Annotated in this window: 14 protein-coding genes and 1 pseudogene; 9 read left to right on the top strand and 6 right to left on the bottom strand. The window is 29.9% G+C overall.

Translation table 11 applies throughout. The features are described 5' to 3' along the window. Window positions 1-83 precede the first annotated feature (83 nt). The gene (locus B6F84_RS03770) at window positions 84-1,931 is read left to right on the top strand and encodes a DEAD/DEAH box helicase (protein WP_148690996.1); all 1,848 of its coding nucleotides are present in this window, start codon (window positions 84-86) and stop codon (window positions 1,929-1,931) included. 85 nt (window positions 1,932-2,016) lie between these two features. Here the strand turns inward: B6F84_RS03770 and B6F84_RS03775 are convergent, their stop codons facing one another. Then, on the bottom strand, window positions 2,017-2,364 hold the full coding sequence (locus B6F84_RS03775) for a DsrE family protein (protein WP_148690997.1): 348 nt from the start codon (window positions 2,362-2,364) through the stop codon (window positions 2,017-2,019). Between the two features lie 325 nt (window positions 2,365-2,689). Here B6F84_RS03775 and B6F84_RS03780 point away from each other — a divergent pair, with 325 nt between their 5' ends. Continuing rightward, complete coding sequence (locus tag B6F84_RS03780; protein ID WP_148690998.1) at window positions 2,690-3,919, top strand: NAD(P)/FAD-dependent oxidoreductase; 1,230 nt, start codon at window positions 2,690-2,692, stop codon at window positions 3,917-3,919. Between the two features lie 81 nt (window positions 3,920-4,000). On the opposite strand, the gene B6F84_RS03785 is transcribed toward B6F84_RS03780, so the two are convergent. Then, entirely contained in the window at window positions 4,001-5,536 is a 1,536-nt protein-coding gene (locus tag B6F84_RS03785; protein WP_148690999.1) for an ABC transporter permease subunit, read from the bottom strand. Between the two features lie 170 nt (window positions 5,537-5,706). Here B6F84_RS03785 and B6F84_RS03790 point away from each other — a divergent pair, with 170 nt between their 5' ends. Beyond that, window positions 5,707-6,627 (top strand): ABC transporter ATP-binding protein, encoded by a 921-nt coding sequence (locus tag B6F84_RS03790; protein WP_148691000.1) that lies wholly within the window; start codon window positions 5,707-5,709, stop codon window positions 6,625-6,627. A gap of 407 nt (window positions 6,628-7,034) precedes the next feature. Continuing rightward, window positions 7,035-7,322, top strand: coding sequence for an IS1 family transposase (locus B6F84_RS14255; RefSeq protein WP_148691001.1), 288 nt, complete (start codon window positions 7,035-7,037; stop codon window positions 7,320-7,322). Window positions 7,323-7,360: 38 nt separating this feature from the next. On the opposite strand, the gene B6F84_RS03800 is transcribed toward B6F84_RS14255, so the two are convergent. Beyond that, complete coding sequence (locus tag B6F84_RS03800) at window positions 7,361-7,600, bottom strand: hypothetical protein (protein WP_148691002.1); 240 nt, start codon at window positions 7,598-7,600, stop codon at window positions 7,361-7,363. Between the two features lie 390 nt (window positions 7,601-7,990). Between B6F84_RS03800 and B6F84_RS03805 the strand changes: the two genes are divergently transcribed. The 3 genes from B6F84_RS03805 (at window position 7,991) to B6F84_RS03815 (ending at window position 10,102) form a co-directional block, all read left to right on the top strand. Then, complete coding sequence (locus B6F84_RS03805; RefSeq protein ID WP_148691003.1) at window positions 7,991-8,881, top strand: 2-hydroxyacid dehydrogenase; 891 nt, start codon at window positions 7,991-7,993, stop codon at window positions 8,879-8,881. Between the two features lie 247 nt (window positions 8,882-9,128). Continuing rightward, window positions 9,129-9,569: a hypothetical protein gene (locus B6F84_RS03810; protein ID WP_148691004.1), complete on the top strand. Its 441-nt coding sequence runs from the start codon at window positions 9,129-9,131 to the stop codon at window positions 9,567-9,569. A gap of 86 nt (window positions 9,570-9,655) precedes the next feature. Beyond that, window positions 9,656-10,102, top strand: a complete 447-nt coding sequence (locus B6F84_RS03815) for a hypothetical protein (RefSeq protein ID WP_148691005.1) — start codon at window positions 9,656-9,658, stop codon at window positions 10,100-10,102. A gap of 210 nt (window positions 10,103-10,312) precedes the next feature. Here B6F84_RS03815 and B6F84_RS14260 read toward each other — a convergent pair. The 3 genes and pseudogenes from B6F84_RS14260 to B6F84_RS03825 form a co-directional block, all read right to left on the bottom strand. Next, window positions 10,313-10,507 (bottom strand): annotated as a pseudogene (locus tag B6F84_RS14260) (DUF4143 domain-containing protein); the annotation flags it as partial. Between the two features lie 20 nt (window positions 10,508-10,527). Beyond that, a complete protein-coding gene (locus tag B6F84_RS13815) occupies window positions 10,528-10,743 on the bottom strand; it encodes a DUF4143 domain-containing protein (protein ID WP_187152745.1) in 216 nt (71 codons plus the stop codon). A gap of 364 nt (window positions 10,744-11,107) precedes the next feature. Then, complete coding sequence (locus tag B6F84_RS03825) at window positions 11,108-12,151, bottom strand: AAA family ATPase (RefSeq protein WP_148691006.1); 1,044 nt, start codon at window positions 12,149-12,151, stop codon at window positions 11,108-11,110. 211 nt (window positions 12,152-12,362) lie between these two features. On the opposite strand from B6F84_RS03825, the gene B6F84_RS14050 reads away from it, so the two are divergent. Continuing rightward, window positions 12,363-12,590, top strand: coding sequence for a transposase (locus B6F84_RS14050; RefSeq protein WP_236749048.1), 228 nt, complete (start codon window positions 12,363-12,365; stop codon window positions 12,588-12,590). A 67-nt stretch (window positions 12,591-12,657) separates the two neighbouring features. After that, complete coding sequence (locus B6F84_RS03835) at window positions 12,658-13,878, top strand: RNA-guided endonuclease InsQ/TnpB family protein (protein WP_148691007.1); 1,221 nt, start codon at window positions 12,658-12,660, stop codon at window positions 13,876-13,878. Window positions 13,879-14,134: the final 256 nt, after the last annotated feature.

The raw sequence follows: 14,134 nt of genomic DNA on the forward strand, positions 1-14,134 counted from the left end.
AATCTAATGGGAGTTACTGTATTTATGAATAATTGAAAGTAGATAATTAACCCTATAAAACATGAATTCAATATATTAAGTAAATGGAATTTGTCAGAATAAACTATGCTGATCTAAATAATTATCAGCCTCTTATGATAATAGCTCCAACAGGCTCTGGGAAAACCTTTGCAATGATAAAATACGCTCTATCAGAGAATAATTATGATAGAATAATCTTTGCATTACCTACTAAAGCTGCAATAAGAGAAGTATTTATTAAAATCAGTAATTTTACCGATAGTGTTGGAAGGGATGATAGTGATGCAAGGTTAGATGATAACTTTGACCCAGAAGAAGTATGGAGTAAAAAGAAAATAATTGTAACAAGTTATGAAAGGCTACTATCATCTCTAATAACTAGACAAGAAGTATTCAATAGATCTCTTTTAATTATAGATGAAGCACATCTTTTACTTTATAATGGAAGAAATTGTATAATTCAAGAAATTTTAGCATATTATAAATTTTTAAGATATGAAAGGAAATTTAAAATAAATATAGTATTGCTCAGTGCAACAATGCCAGAAGTTGATAATTTATCTCTTTATCTAGAAGCTAAAGTAATACAAATGGATAAAAGGCCAATAGAAATTGAGATAAAAAGAGTAAAATTGGAAAATTATAATAAGAAAAGAGTTAAACAGAATAATCTTGACGAGTTTCTATTTTCATCTAATTATTATTTGAGGAAGACAATAGCTTTTATAAATTACGTTAAGAAAGGTGAAATTAATCTATCTGATTATAAACAATTTTTAGTTTATACAAATACTAGAAGATCAGCAGAGGAAATAGCTGAACTATTACAAAAAGAATTGAGAGTTAATACTGCATATCATCACGCAGGATTACCAATTGAAAGAAGAAAACAAATAGAAGACGATATGAGAAAAGGTAAAGGTGAAAATACAACAGAACCATTTTATAAAATTATAGTAGCTACAGATACTTTATCATTAAGCATAAATACAACAGTAGATGCAGTAGTAATTCTTGCATTAAAGAGATTTAATCCAATAAAGACTTATGTAGAACCATCAACAATAGCTCAAATAATTGGAAGAGCTGGAAGACCAGGATATTCAAAAAGAGGAATAGCATTAATATTTGAAGAAAATGATGAGCATAAAGTAGTTGATAAAGCATTAAATAAAGAATTTGGTACAATAAAAGAGCCTTCAGACTATGCTCAAACAGTACTAAGGTGGATATATACTAAGAAAAATTTAGATCTATTATCTAAATATGGATATAATTATTCATTAGGAAAAATAAATGATGCAATAACCTACTTAAAAAATATAAATGCTATAAATAAGAAAAACGGAAAATATGAAGTAACACAATTAGGAGAAATATTTTCTTACGAATTAGTTCCTAAAATAGGAATGAATTTATTAAAATTAATAATAAAATTTGATACTACTGTAAAAAATGAAAATCCATTATCTAGAAGTATACTTTATACGTTCTCATATTCATTCATAGTAGATGAAGAAGGTAAAAATAGGTATACATTAGATGAGAATTCAATATTCTTAAAATATATAGGAGGATTAAAAGGAAAATTAGGAAATTATTCACAACAAAGAATAGGAATAAAAGTAGAGCCACCTGATTGCTTTTACTCAATATTAGAATACCCAGATATTATACCAACAGACAGCTTAGCTGAAAGCCTAAGAAAATCAGCAGAAATAATATTTCAATTATCCAAAAATGGAATGATTGATGCGAAATTACAAAAAACTTCTTTGTTTCTAATGAAAGTTATGAGAGAATACAGAAAATTACTTAGACAAATAGAAAATAAAAAAGAAAAAATACAGATTAGAGATTTTTTAAACCACCTATTCTCCAATGAGAAATTTCTAGAAACTATAGAATAACTAAAAAATTAGATACATATAAAAAATCTAAAATATTTGATAAGAGATTATGACTTAAAGATAAAAAATAAAAATAGAAATTAATTTAGAAGTTAAGTATTTCGTATCCTTTACTTACTAAATCAGCTATTAATGGTCCAACTAAAGTAACAGTTAATCCTTGAGTTTGTTTTAGTTTATCAGTTATTTTTAGACTGTCTCCTACTAATTGGCAAGCATACATTTTTTCTCCGGTTTGATTTATTTGATTTATCATATTTATTATATCTGGATCCTTTTCTGCAATTAATTGTTCACTAGGACCAAAGAAAATTAATTGTAAATCTTCAAATAATCCCTTTTGTTTCCCTACTAATGCTAGTGTTAAGGCAGTCATTATTTTTGGCTTCTGATCTTTTCCAGAATTTATCATTACAACTATTTTTCCTGGCATAATAGTTAATACAATTATAAGATAATAAGTCCATTTTCATAAGTATATTATGAATTATATAGACTAACTTTTTATTCTAATTTTAATATATGATTATTTATTCTTGAATAAAGCCAATTATTTATCTTCCTCTAATTCTTTACTTATATAGAAATTGAGATGATTAATTTCTCTTTAGATTTTATCTTTTAAATTTCTGTATATCACTAAATAAATACGCCAAAGGAAATATTTTCCTTTTCCTTAAAAAAGAAATATCTTTGTTATATAACTTTAGAATAAAAAGGTTTTTAATGATTTAAGAGAATATAATGTTTGATAAAAAATGACAAAAGTCTTAGTATTAGGAGGAAGATTCGGCGCATTAACGCCAGCATATACTCTTAAAAGATTAGTAGGTAGCAAAGCTGAAATAAAACTAATAAATGAAAGTAGATTTAGTTGGTTAAGACTAGATTTACCTCACGTCTCTATAGGAGTCAAAGACGTAGAAGAATTTAGACTTGATCTATCTCAAGCATTACCAGAAAAAGGCATTGCTTTCGAGGAAGGAAAAGTACAAAAAATTGACGCTAAGAGTAATCAAGTAGTATATCAAAAACCAGATGGAACAATAAAAGAAGAAGAATATGATTACGTAATAGTAGGTATAGGAGCACATCTAGCACCAGAATTAATTAAAGGATGGGACCAATACGGTTATAGCGTTTGCGAACCAGAATATGCACTTAAATTAAGAGACAGACTTAAGGACTTTAAAGGAGGAAACGTAACTATAGGTTCTGGATTCTTCTATCAAGGACATAATCCAAAGCCCAAAGTTCCAGAAAACTTAGTTCCACAATCTGATGCAGCCTGCGAAGGACCAGTATTTGAAATGTCATTAATGCTTCACGGATACTTCTTGAAGAAAGGAATGCTAGACAAAGTGAAAACTACAGTATACTCGCCTGGAGAATACTTATCAGATTTATCTTCTGGAGCAAGAAAAGCAGTAGGAGAAATGTACAAGCAATTAGGAGTAACTTTAGTAAATAACTTTAGGATAAAAGAAATCAAAGAACATGAGATTGTAGATGAAAAAGGAAATACAATACCTTCAGATTTAACTGTAGTATTACCACCTTATACTGGAAATCCAGCTTTAAAGAATTCTACACCAGACTTAGTTGACGATGGAGGATTCATACCAACTGACTTAAACATGGTTTCAATAAAATACGATAACGTATATGCTTCTGGTGACGCGAATGCAATGACAGTACCAAAATTAGCTTTCTTAGCTGTTAAGACTGGAAGAATAGCAGCTGAGCATTTAGCTAATAGATTAGGAGTTCCAACTAAAATTGATACATATGTACCTTCAGTAGTATGCATAGCTGATAATCCTTTAGAAGGATATGGCGTAGCAGTTAACGACAATTCATTCTATGGTGGAACAATAGCTAAAGCTATACCATCAGCTACTAATTCATTAAAGAAGGAATTATTCGTTAAGTACTTCATGTGGAGTAAAGGAGATTTAGCCTTGGAAAAGTATATGGGAGAATGGTAAGAAAATTTTTCTCGTCTTTTTAGTTATTGAAATATAATTTGATATCCTACTATAAATTTGAGCAAATAATTACAAAAAATGTTATATATCTATTTTCTTTATTCTCTGCAATCCTATAATTGCAGGTATTATTATCCATAATGCTGATGATAGAATAACTAGAGGTAGATGAATAACTCCGTAAGAATTAGTGAAAGTGTAAGGACTTTCAATGTAATATTCAGCAAAAGTCACAATACCGAAAGGATTAAAGTAATCTAATTCATACGATACTTTAGCTGAATTAGAAGGTCCGCCTATTATTATAGAAAATATATCCCAAATTATTCCAAATAAGAAATAAAGGAATATTGATAATCCTATGTTTGCTCCTGCAGACTTTATGAATGTAGGAAGCATTAATACTAAAGAATAGAAAGCTACTAATTCTATAGCAATACCAGCAAAAGATAAAAGAAGAACGTTAATAGGAACAGATACTCCTGCAACTGAGAAGACTAAATAATCTATAACTCCATAAGTTACAAGCGCATAAGCTAAAGCAGCTACTACACCAGTTAAAGAACCACCTAATAATCTGTTTGTATATATTTCTCTCCTCGTTACTGGTTTAGATAACAAGAATAGCAAAGCTCCAGAATCCCTAGGCTTAGCTAGTATAGTATAAGCTAAATAAAACATTAAAATCGGGAAGAAACTTGCAAATATGCCAGCATTGCTAATAGCAGAAGTAACTATAGAACTAAATGCAGAACTATGAGGATAAAATAAACTAGATACCAAAGGTAATGATGTTAATCCATTTTCTGTTGAATTTTGAACTAATTCAAAATTAATATATTCTGGCTGGCTAGGTACTGAGATTGTGAAAGTCTGTATATAATTAGATATTGCCAATGTCTTTACGTTGCTATTTACTGTACTGTTTTGAGACGACGCAGAAACTATAATACTAGCAGGCTGATAAAGCGGATAATTTGTAAAACTATAACTTAAATTCGCATTTTTTTCCGTGGAAGCTACTATTAAATCAGCTTTTCCATTATGGGCGTTAACTATAATAAAACTATAAACTGCAAAAGAACCTGAAGCATCTGTAAAGGCTGAAGCAAATTCTGTAGTTGAAAAGGAAACACTATTGGATGAACTAGGAGTAACTGCAGAAAGAGAAAAAATATGGTGATGAGTAGTAGTCGAACTATTAACAGTTGTCACTGAAACTGAGGGAGAATAAGTTTCGTTTATTTCTTGAGAATTATAAATAATTCTAATATAACCTGAAGTAGGAAGGCTTTCAATTTTAAAGTATCCCGATGTATTTGTATTCGTAGTTGCAATAATATGCGTAGCATTAGCATTTAATATTTGCACTTTTGCATTTGGAATAGGATTTCCTAAATTATTAAAAACGTAGCCAATAATCTCAGAACTCCCATTATTATTAAAATAAACTGCTACATCATTAATTTTAACGTAAGTTGATTCATTTACACTTATTGTAAAATGAAATACTAAGTAAGATACTCCTATTCCAGCTAGGCTAAATATTATCAAGAAGAAAATTGTAGAAAATCTAAGAAAGGTTCTTTTAAAATCATAAACAAATGGGTTAGGCATAATTCTTCATAATCGAAAAATCATAAATAAAATATTTAAGATTATTCGAATCATAATTTCTAGGAAAGTTTCTATTAGATTGAATTTTTTACTTTAAAAACATCTTTTTTAGATTAGAATAAATAATATAATGAGAAGTTTTATATTTTGTCTTAATATTCTAAGTATATATGATTGACATTCAAAGTATAACTAAAAATTATGGTTCAAATATAGCGATAAAAGATGTTAGTTTTAAAGTTAACAATGGAGAGATCGTAGGCTTTGTAGGATTGAATGGTGCTGGAAAGTCTACTACAATAAATATTTCAGCAGGCGTTTTAAATCCAACTTCAGGAGATGTTTTAATTGATGGGTATAGTATTACTAAGGATAAGAAGAAGGCATCAATGAATGTCGGTTGGGTACCTGAATTACCTATTTTCGAGCAGGATGTAAAAGCATTAGATTATTTTGTTTATATTGCTGGATTTTATGGTATATCTAAGTCAGAAGCAATAAAGAGAGGGAAAGAACTTTTTGAAGAGGTAGGTTTAAAGGGAGTAGAAGATAGAAAGTTGAATCAATATTCTCAAGGTATGAAGAAGAGATTTGCTCTGGCCACGTCCTTAATTTCTGAACCTAAGAATTTCTTATTTGACGAAGTATTAAATGGACTAGATCCTGAAGGAATTTCATTCTTTAGAAATTTAGCTTTAAAGTTCAAGAGTCAAGGTAAGGCGATTCTATTCTCTTCTCATATTTTAACTGAAGTAGAGAGTCTAGTAGATAAAGTGGTTTTCATAAATAAGGGAAGAATAGTAAAAGAAATGACAATGAATGAAATAAGAAATTACGAGATAGGCACTGGATTAAGAATAATCTTAGAAAAAAATGTAGATGAGAAGGTTAAGGAAATCTGTTCTAAGTTTGGAAATATTAGCGTTCAAGGAAATATAGTCATAATACATTCTGACGTCGATATGCTTGAAGTTTTACAAGAGCTATATAATGCTGGATATAAAGTTTCAGATATAGGTAAGATACATACTAATTTAGAAGAACTATTCTTCAAAATAATAGGTATGAATAATCAGCAAGCATTAATCTAATTTCTAACCTTTTAAAGTAAAGTCGTTGAAATTGCAGAACTAATAGAAAATAATTTTAAAATAATTAGTTATTTTTGAAGATAGTCTCAATAAAATTGCAAAAAGTTAATGAGTTCCTCTTGTTTAGGAAAGAGTTATTTTATAAGTTATTTTTACTAGTAATTATAAACTGCAGTAAATATGAAGATGATACATTTTTTGAAGTAATTAAGCTAAAGTACTATGACAGATAGTGCGGTTTGAAATTTCTTTCTATTTGATGCTTACTCATATAGCAGTTGAAATTAATTAAGAATTTTTTAATAAATCTAGAATATCTTTAAATTGAAAAGATTATTTTTAAAACTTAATTGTGTTTTATAAGCATAGATATAAAACTATAAATTTTTGAAAGCTTAGTTATAATTATGAGAAGAGTTATAAGAAATATCACTTGTCCTAATTGCGGTTCAAATTATGTTGTTAAAGTAGGGAAAATTAAAGGAAAACAAGCTTATCTGTGTAGGGATTGCCATAGAAAGTTTATTGAAAATGCTAAACATTGGTATCCTCAATGGCTTAGAGATGAAGCTATTCAGATGTATTTAAAGGGAACAGATCCACATTTAATTTCAGAAATTTTGGAAGTTCCATATCATACTGTAGTAATGTGGATACGAAGATATGTCATATTGAATAAGACTAACAAGCAATAAATGAAAACTAAGCAGAGGAGATTAAAAAATTAAATATATTATAATTTCTTCAATTCGTTAAATATTGATGATACAGAGAATAATATATTCTTTATTTCATCTTTTTCTGTTCCGTCTAATTCTGAAATATTAAAATCTTGTAGTTGGGTTAATAACTCATCTGCTAATAATTCTGCCTTATCACATGACTCACAATCTACGCAGTTTCGACATTTGTTATAAGAGGTTACAAGTTCGTTATATTTGTTTTTAATTTCTAAAAAAGCTTGGTTTGTCATGATTATAATTATAGTTAAACCTATTTATAAGTATAGCTTTAACTAGATGGGGTTAAGGGAGGCGGAAGTCTCCATCCGAAAGGTTGGGATGAATAGCTCCCTTATAGAAAAAGTTTTTGTATCAACGAAACGAAAAATTCATTTGGTTCTACTGGGCTGAAAGAGCTGGCTTATGAGGGATGGACTGCCTGTGGAGGGGAAACCTCTACTATACGCTTACGTATAGCAAGTTTCCCTAAAGAAGCAGGAAATCCTCATCGTGAGGTGGGGATGCTTCGTCGTAAGGGTGGAGTAGTTCACGATGAAAAAGAAAAATAATTGCTTATGATTTTTTGTCCAATTTTAGGTTTATTAGGCAAATAATTTAAGGTAATAAGAAATACTATTCTTATGAAAGTAGTTTCAACTGAAAAATTACCTGAAAAAGCAAAGGAGATTCTTAACGTAAACGACGAAAATATAGAAGATGATCTGAAAGATGCAGAAGGTTTACTAACATGGCCATTTAAGGCAGGACAGTATATCCAAAGAATGCCTAATCTTAAAGTGATACAGACTTTCTCTGCAGGTGTTGATGATTTTCCATTTCATCTACTTCCTCCAGGTGTTAAATTATTTTCGAATGCAGGAGCATATTCATTGCCAGTTGCTGAGCACGCTTTTTCTTTAATTTTGACTTTAGCTAAAGGAATAAATAAGGAAATGAAGAGGATTGAAAGTTATCAGCTTACAGGAAAAACTATCGTAATTTTAGGTGCAGGAGGAATAGGTTCTGAAGTTGCAAGAATAGCTAAGAACGGATTTATGATGAAAACTGTGGGTGTTTCTAGATCTTTCAAGCAAGATGTTTTTGATGAAAAATATAGTATTAGTGAAATTGATAGGGTAATTTCATATGGAGATGTAATAGTTGACTCCCTCCCATTAAATAAGGAAACTAGGGGCATTTTAAATTATGAAAGATTAGCAAAAATGAAAGAAAAATCAATTTTAGTAAATGTTGGAAGAGCAGAGACTATAGTAGAAGAGGATATAATAAGAATACTAAAGGAAAGGCCAGATATTAGATTTGGTACCGATGTATTTTGGAGGAATCAAAAAGAGAATTTCGAATCTCCTCTTTGGAAAATGGAAAATTTTGCTGGAAGCCTACATACGGCCGGTGGTTATGCAAGTAAAGAAGTTCTAGAAAATGCTATGATAAGGGCATGTAGGAATCTAGCTAACTACATAAAAGAAGGAAAAGCTGAAAATGAAGTTAGAATTTCAGATTATATATAAATAAAAAAGGAAATTTATCCTTTATACGAGATAGAATTATAATAACAGTAATAAGATTTATAATTTTTTGATTTATCTCTATATTAGAGAATAGTCAATAACTGTAAACTACATTTTATCTCTATAACATTGCGTTAGTAATCTAAGACCTTAAGCTCCTCTATTATGTCTCTAAAATCATTCTCTTTACTTTAACATAGAAAATTTTTTATATTGGCTTTATAACTTTGAAAAAGGGATTAAAAGTATGGAATTCATAGATCTTACAAAGAAAATCGATATTGAAGATGTAGTAAAAAAACGCCAAGAGTTTAAGGATAGATTGGGTAAAGGACAAAAAGTTGATTTCGAAATGATGGATAGTATTAAAGCTGGCGATTACTCGTTTGCATATGTGAAGACTAAAAATGGGCATGATGGATATGAAGTGATAATAAAAAAGGATAATGAGGAATACCATGTTATCTCTACTCAGACAAAGAACGGCCAAGTGGTAGTATTGAATATTATTAAGGATATTGTTAGAGAAGGTAACAAAAAGATTGCAACAATAGAAAGTTATATGATGAAAGAAAATACTGTAACTAAAGTTGTTTCTGGTAGATATGAAATAAATGGAGACGTAATGCAACATGTTTTAAAGACTTACGAACTTGAAAACATAGAAATTAAAAGAGTGGATAACTAGACCTCTTAAGTTATCGCGTCAGCAGATTTGATAATGCTCATAATCTCATAAGAAAATTTTTTTGTAATAAATTAAGATTAAAAGTTATGTATGATGAAGAAGGAAGATTGCAAGAATTAATAAGCAAATTATCTAGCAAAAACAAGGACGAAAAACATGAAGCCTGGAATAATATTCAAGAAATGATAAAATCAAGCAAAATAAATAAAGAAATAATAAAAGATCTCATGTGTTATGAAGACAAAGGATCTAGATACAGAGTATGGAACTATGTTTCTGAAATGCTTAATCAAGGAATATTAGATAAGAATGACGTTATTGAAAAAGCTAAATGCTTTTATGATTTACTTAAGGATGAAGATGAGACTATAAGAGGACTTTCTTGGTATTCTACCTTACCTCAGCTTATTGATATCTTAGATAAGCAAGAGATACTAAATATTATTTCATTCTGCGAATCTTTATTAAATTCAGATGAGTGGAAAGATTTAATAAAAGAAACTTGTGATGATTTGAATAAAAATATTGATTAGTTTTTCATAAATTTATGACGATAAATAGTCTTCTATATGGAGTAGGAATTTTTTAGCTGGAACTATATTTATTCCATTGATTTCTTTTTCTTCTCCTCTATATACCACCAAGAGAGGATTTGTCACGTTATTAGTTTTTTTCTTTAATTTTTCTATTCCAGCTATTTCTCTTTGCCAAGTTTTTTCGTCAGTTATTTCGTATGAAATCTGAATAGGCTGTATTCTTTCATCTTTTGCTAGAATTAAATCTACTTCGTCATTATCGTACCAATAATATAATTCTAACTTATTTCTAAAAGCAAACCTATAGACGTGTTGTGCTATTAAAGTTTCAAATATTCTTTCTATTAAAATTTTATTATTAAATAATCTAATAAAACCATTATCAGTAACGTAAACTTTTCTTGGAGAATTTTCAACTGCCTTTACTGAGAAGGAAAATTATTCAAAAAGAATAGTAAATATACTTTTTCTAGATAGTTAGAATATCTTTCAACTGTTTTAACTGGAATCTTTAGAAAACGTGAAATGCTATTATACGTAATCCTTGATGCAGTAGCCGAAATATAAAATTTTGATAGTATTCTGAGTTTCTTCTCGTCTCTTACCTTATATCTTCCAAAAATTATATAAGATAACACAAATTTTTAAGTTTGTCATATGTGACAAACTTCAATCGAGATAATTTGTAGCATATAACAAACTACTATTTGTGAAAGGTATATAATTCCCCTTTATCTTTACACTAAATTCTTTATAATATTCTAAAACTATAATCTCGATAATAATATTTTTATTATTACTCTGAGATAGAATAAACAAAATCAGAATTTTCGAATACTAAGGAAAATAAATATACAAAAATTCTTTAGATACTTAACTGGTCAGTTAAGTATCACTTCGTCTTTGTCCATTTTATTTTTGGTAGACTAAATTTTTCTCTAAGACATCTTATAATTTTTAATAAACTATTTTTGAATGATTATTAGAAAAAATCTAAATACTCTACGCAAAAGCTTTCTTAATTACTGGATCTACTATTTCGTAATTACCCTTTCCTGTCTTAACAACATATCCTCTTTTTTGAAGATTTTCTAAATATCTTCCTATTTCAGCATCATAAATTACTCTTTTCCTTTTCTTTTCCATGTAATCTTTTATTTCATTCCATTTAGATAAACCCTTAGCTATCGCCTCAATAACAGTAATGTATTCCTTAGAAAAATGGCTTAGTTCTTCGCTTATCATTTTTTGCGCTAGTTTAAGAATCTCGTCTACGAACTCTTTATTTGCTTCTCTTTTCTCATAGCACATATATCCAAACTCGGTCAACCATCCAACCATTCCGTCTAAATTTTCAACAGCATAATCTATTATTTCATCTGGAGGAGAAAGGTTTATTTGCGAAAATCCCTTCTCAAGGAACTCCTTGGACTTCTTATCGTCAAATCTTTCTAATCTAATTTCCTTAACGTGCCTTCCGAATAAGGATGAAGAAGGATCATCAATTTTTAAAAAGTCGTAAAGAAGCCCAATTTCTGATCCTGTAAGAATGAAAGTTACGTTTTTACAATAGTCGTAACAATGTGATAAAAGAGAAAGAAATTCACTTCCTAACTTTCCTCTTAGATTTTGAGCTTCATCAAATGCTATAACTACTTTTCCACTCTCGTCAATTTTATCAAAGACTTGCTGTAATGATGATTTGTCTTTATTCCATGAAAGAGAAATGTTTAGTCCAACTAGCGATATACCAGAATAGTGTTTTAGAACCTCTGAAATCTTTCCCTTTCTATTAATTTGGGATAAAACAGCTGAGAAAGTTGAGTATAAAGCTTCGTAGGAGTTCAATGGTGATCTGACGTCAATTAAAGCATAAGGTTCGTTAAGCTCATTGAGGAAAACTTTAAGCACTGAGGTTTTCCCAATTCTTCTAATTCCAGTAAGTAGGATTATTGGAAATGATAAGGACGAATGTAATTCTTTTAGTTCTTCTTCTCTATCAAAAAGGTCATTTCTTGTTTCCTTAGGTCTAAAATCAAAGTAAATACTAACACTCTGTTATATAACTAACACCCTGTTAGTTTTAAGCATTACTGGGGTTAAGGGGGCGGAAGTCCCATTCGTAAGGTTAGGGATGAATAGCCCTTATAGAAAGTTTTTATTTATAGTTATTAAAAATTTTATGAAATATGCGTTACAAACTCTAGGAGATTCACATTCAGTCTACTCACTCTACTATAAATACAAGTAGTAAAACATGGAAAAAACATTTGACAACGATAAAACAATAGACTTCCTAAAGAAACTAACATACGAAATTACTGAATCATTTGAAGTTGACGTTACTGAAATCAGTATACATAAAGACCACTTCCATAGGGTATTCAAAGCAAAACCAACACTAAACATACTAAGATACATAAACACAATAAAAACAATAACATCAAGAGAAATACAGAAAAACTTTCTGAAAGTAAAACTCTGAAAAGTACACTTATGGGCATCCTCATACTTCCTAGCTGGACAAGTAACACTCTAGGTGCTAAAACAATATGTTCAAAACCAAGGAAAAGAATAAGAATACGATAACCTTATCTTATAAGTACAGAATATATTCAACACTTGAGGTAGAACAAAAACTCGCCAAGACGATGGAAACAGAAGTAAAAGTATACAACTCGTTATTGGATTACATAACAGAAAAGAAAAAACAAGGAATAAAAGTTACACAACTAGACACACAAAAATTACTCAAGAACATGAAAGAAAAACATGAGGTATACTCAAAAGCTTTACAAATGATAAACAACATACTCTGGTACAACATTAACTCTTTATCAAAATTGAAGAAGAATGGAAAGAAAGTAGGAAAACTAAGACATAAAAAGATATTCAAAATAATCTGGTACAATCAATCAGGATTCAAACTAACAGGAGATACACTCTATCTGTCAAAAATAGGAGAAATTAAAGTCCTCTTGCATAGGCCAATACGCGGAGAAATAAAAGGAGTCATCATAAAGAGAAGTAAAACAGATAAGTGGTATGCAATATTTCAAGTTGAGCAAGAAAAACAACCGCTCGAGAAGACTGGCAAAGTAGTTGGTGTTGATTTGGGCGTAGAGAAATTTGTTACAACTAGTGATGGTGTTGTAATTGAGAATTCTAAACTGTTAGATAAGAGGGAGGAAAGGATTAGATTGTTGCAGAGGAGGTTATCGAGAAGGAAGAGGGGTTCAAGGAATCGCGAAAAGGCTAGGCTGAAGCTTGCTAAGGCTTATGAAAGGCTTGAGAATACTCTTGCTGATTATATTCACAAGGTAACAACGTGGTTAGTGAAAAATTATGATGTGATAGTTGTTGAGGAGTTAAATACGCAAAGGATGGTGTTAGATTCTTTTGGTAGGTTGAGGAAGCATATTCTTTATTCTAAGTTTTCGTCTTTTCTCCACCAACTTTTCTACAAGGCTGTAAGAGCTGGTAGGAAGGTGGTGGAGGTAGATCCAGAGTATACGTCACAAACGTGTTCTAGGTGTGGGTATAAAGTGAAACTTAGTTTATCTGATAGGGTATTTCATTGTCCTAATTGTGATCTTGTAATAGACCGTGATTATAATGCTTCTTTGAATGTTTTGAGGGATGGGGTTGGGACTGCCTTTCTGCCTGTGGAGGGGGAACCTCTGCTGTACGTCACCTTTCATGAGGTGTTGTATAGTAAGTTTCCCCTGAGAAGCAGGAAATCCTCATCGCGAGGTGGGGATGCTTCGTCATAATGGCGGGGTAGTTCACGCATTTCTACAAAAAAGAGTAGAAAAACTTATCTAGATCCTCCTAAATTCATGAAAAATACTATTAGAACTTTATTTAATGATGAAAAATATAAATTAAATTCAAGAAAGAAATTAAGCTACAAAGAGGAAAACATTTATGCGAGCGTATTGTTGAAGATATGATTTTAGGTTTTTCTTATTCTTTCTGCAAGTGAAATACAAAATAAATTTATTAAAATAAGATATATTTTTATAATCT

It is taken from the genome of Acidianus manzaensis (genome assembly GCF_002116695.1).
GTDB lineage: Archaea > Thermoproteota > Thermoprotei_A > Sulfolobales > Sulfolobaceae > Acidianus > Acidianus manzaensis.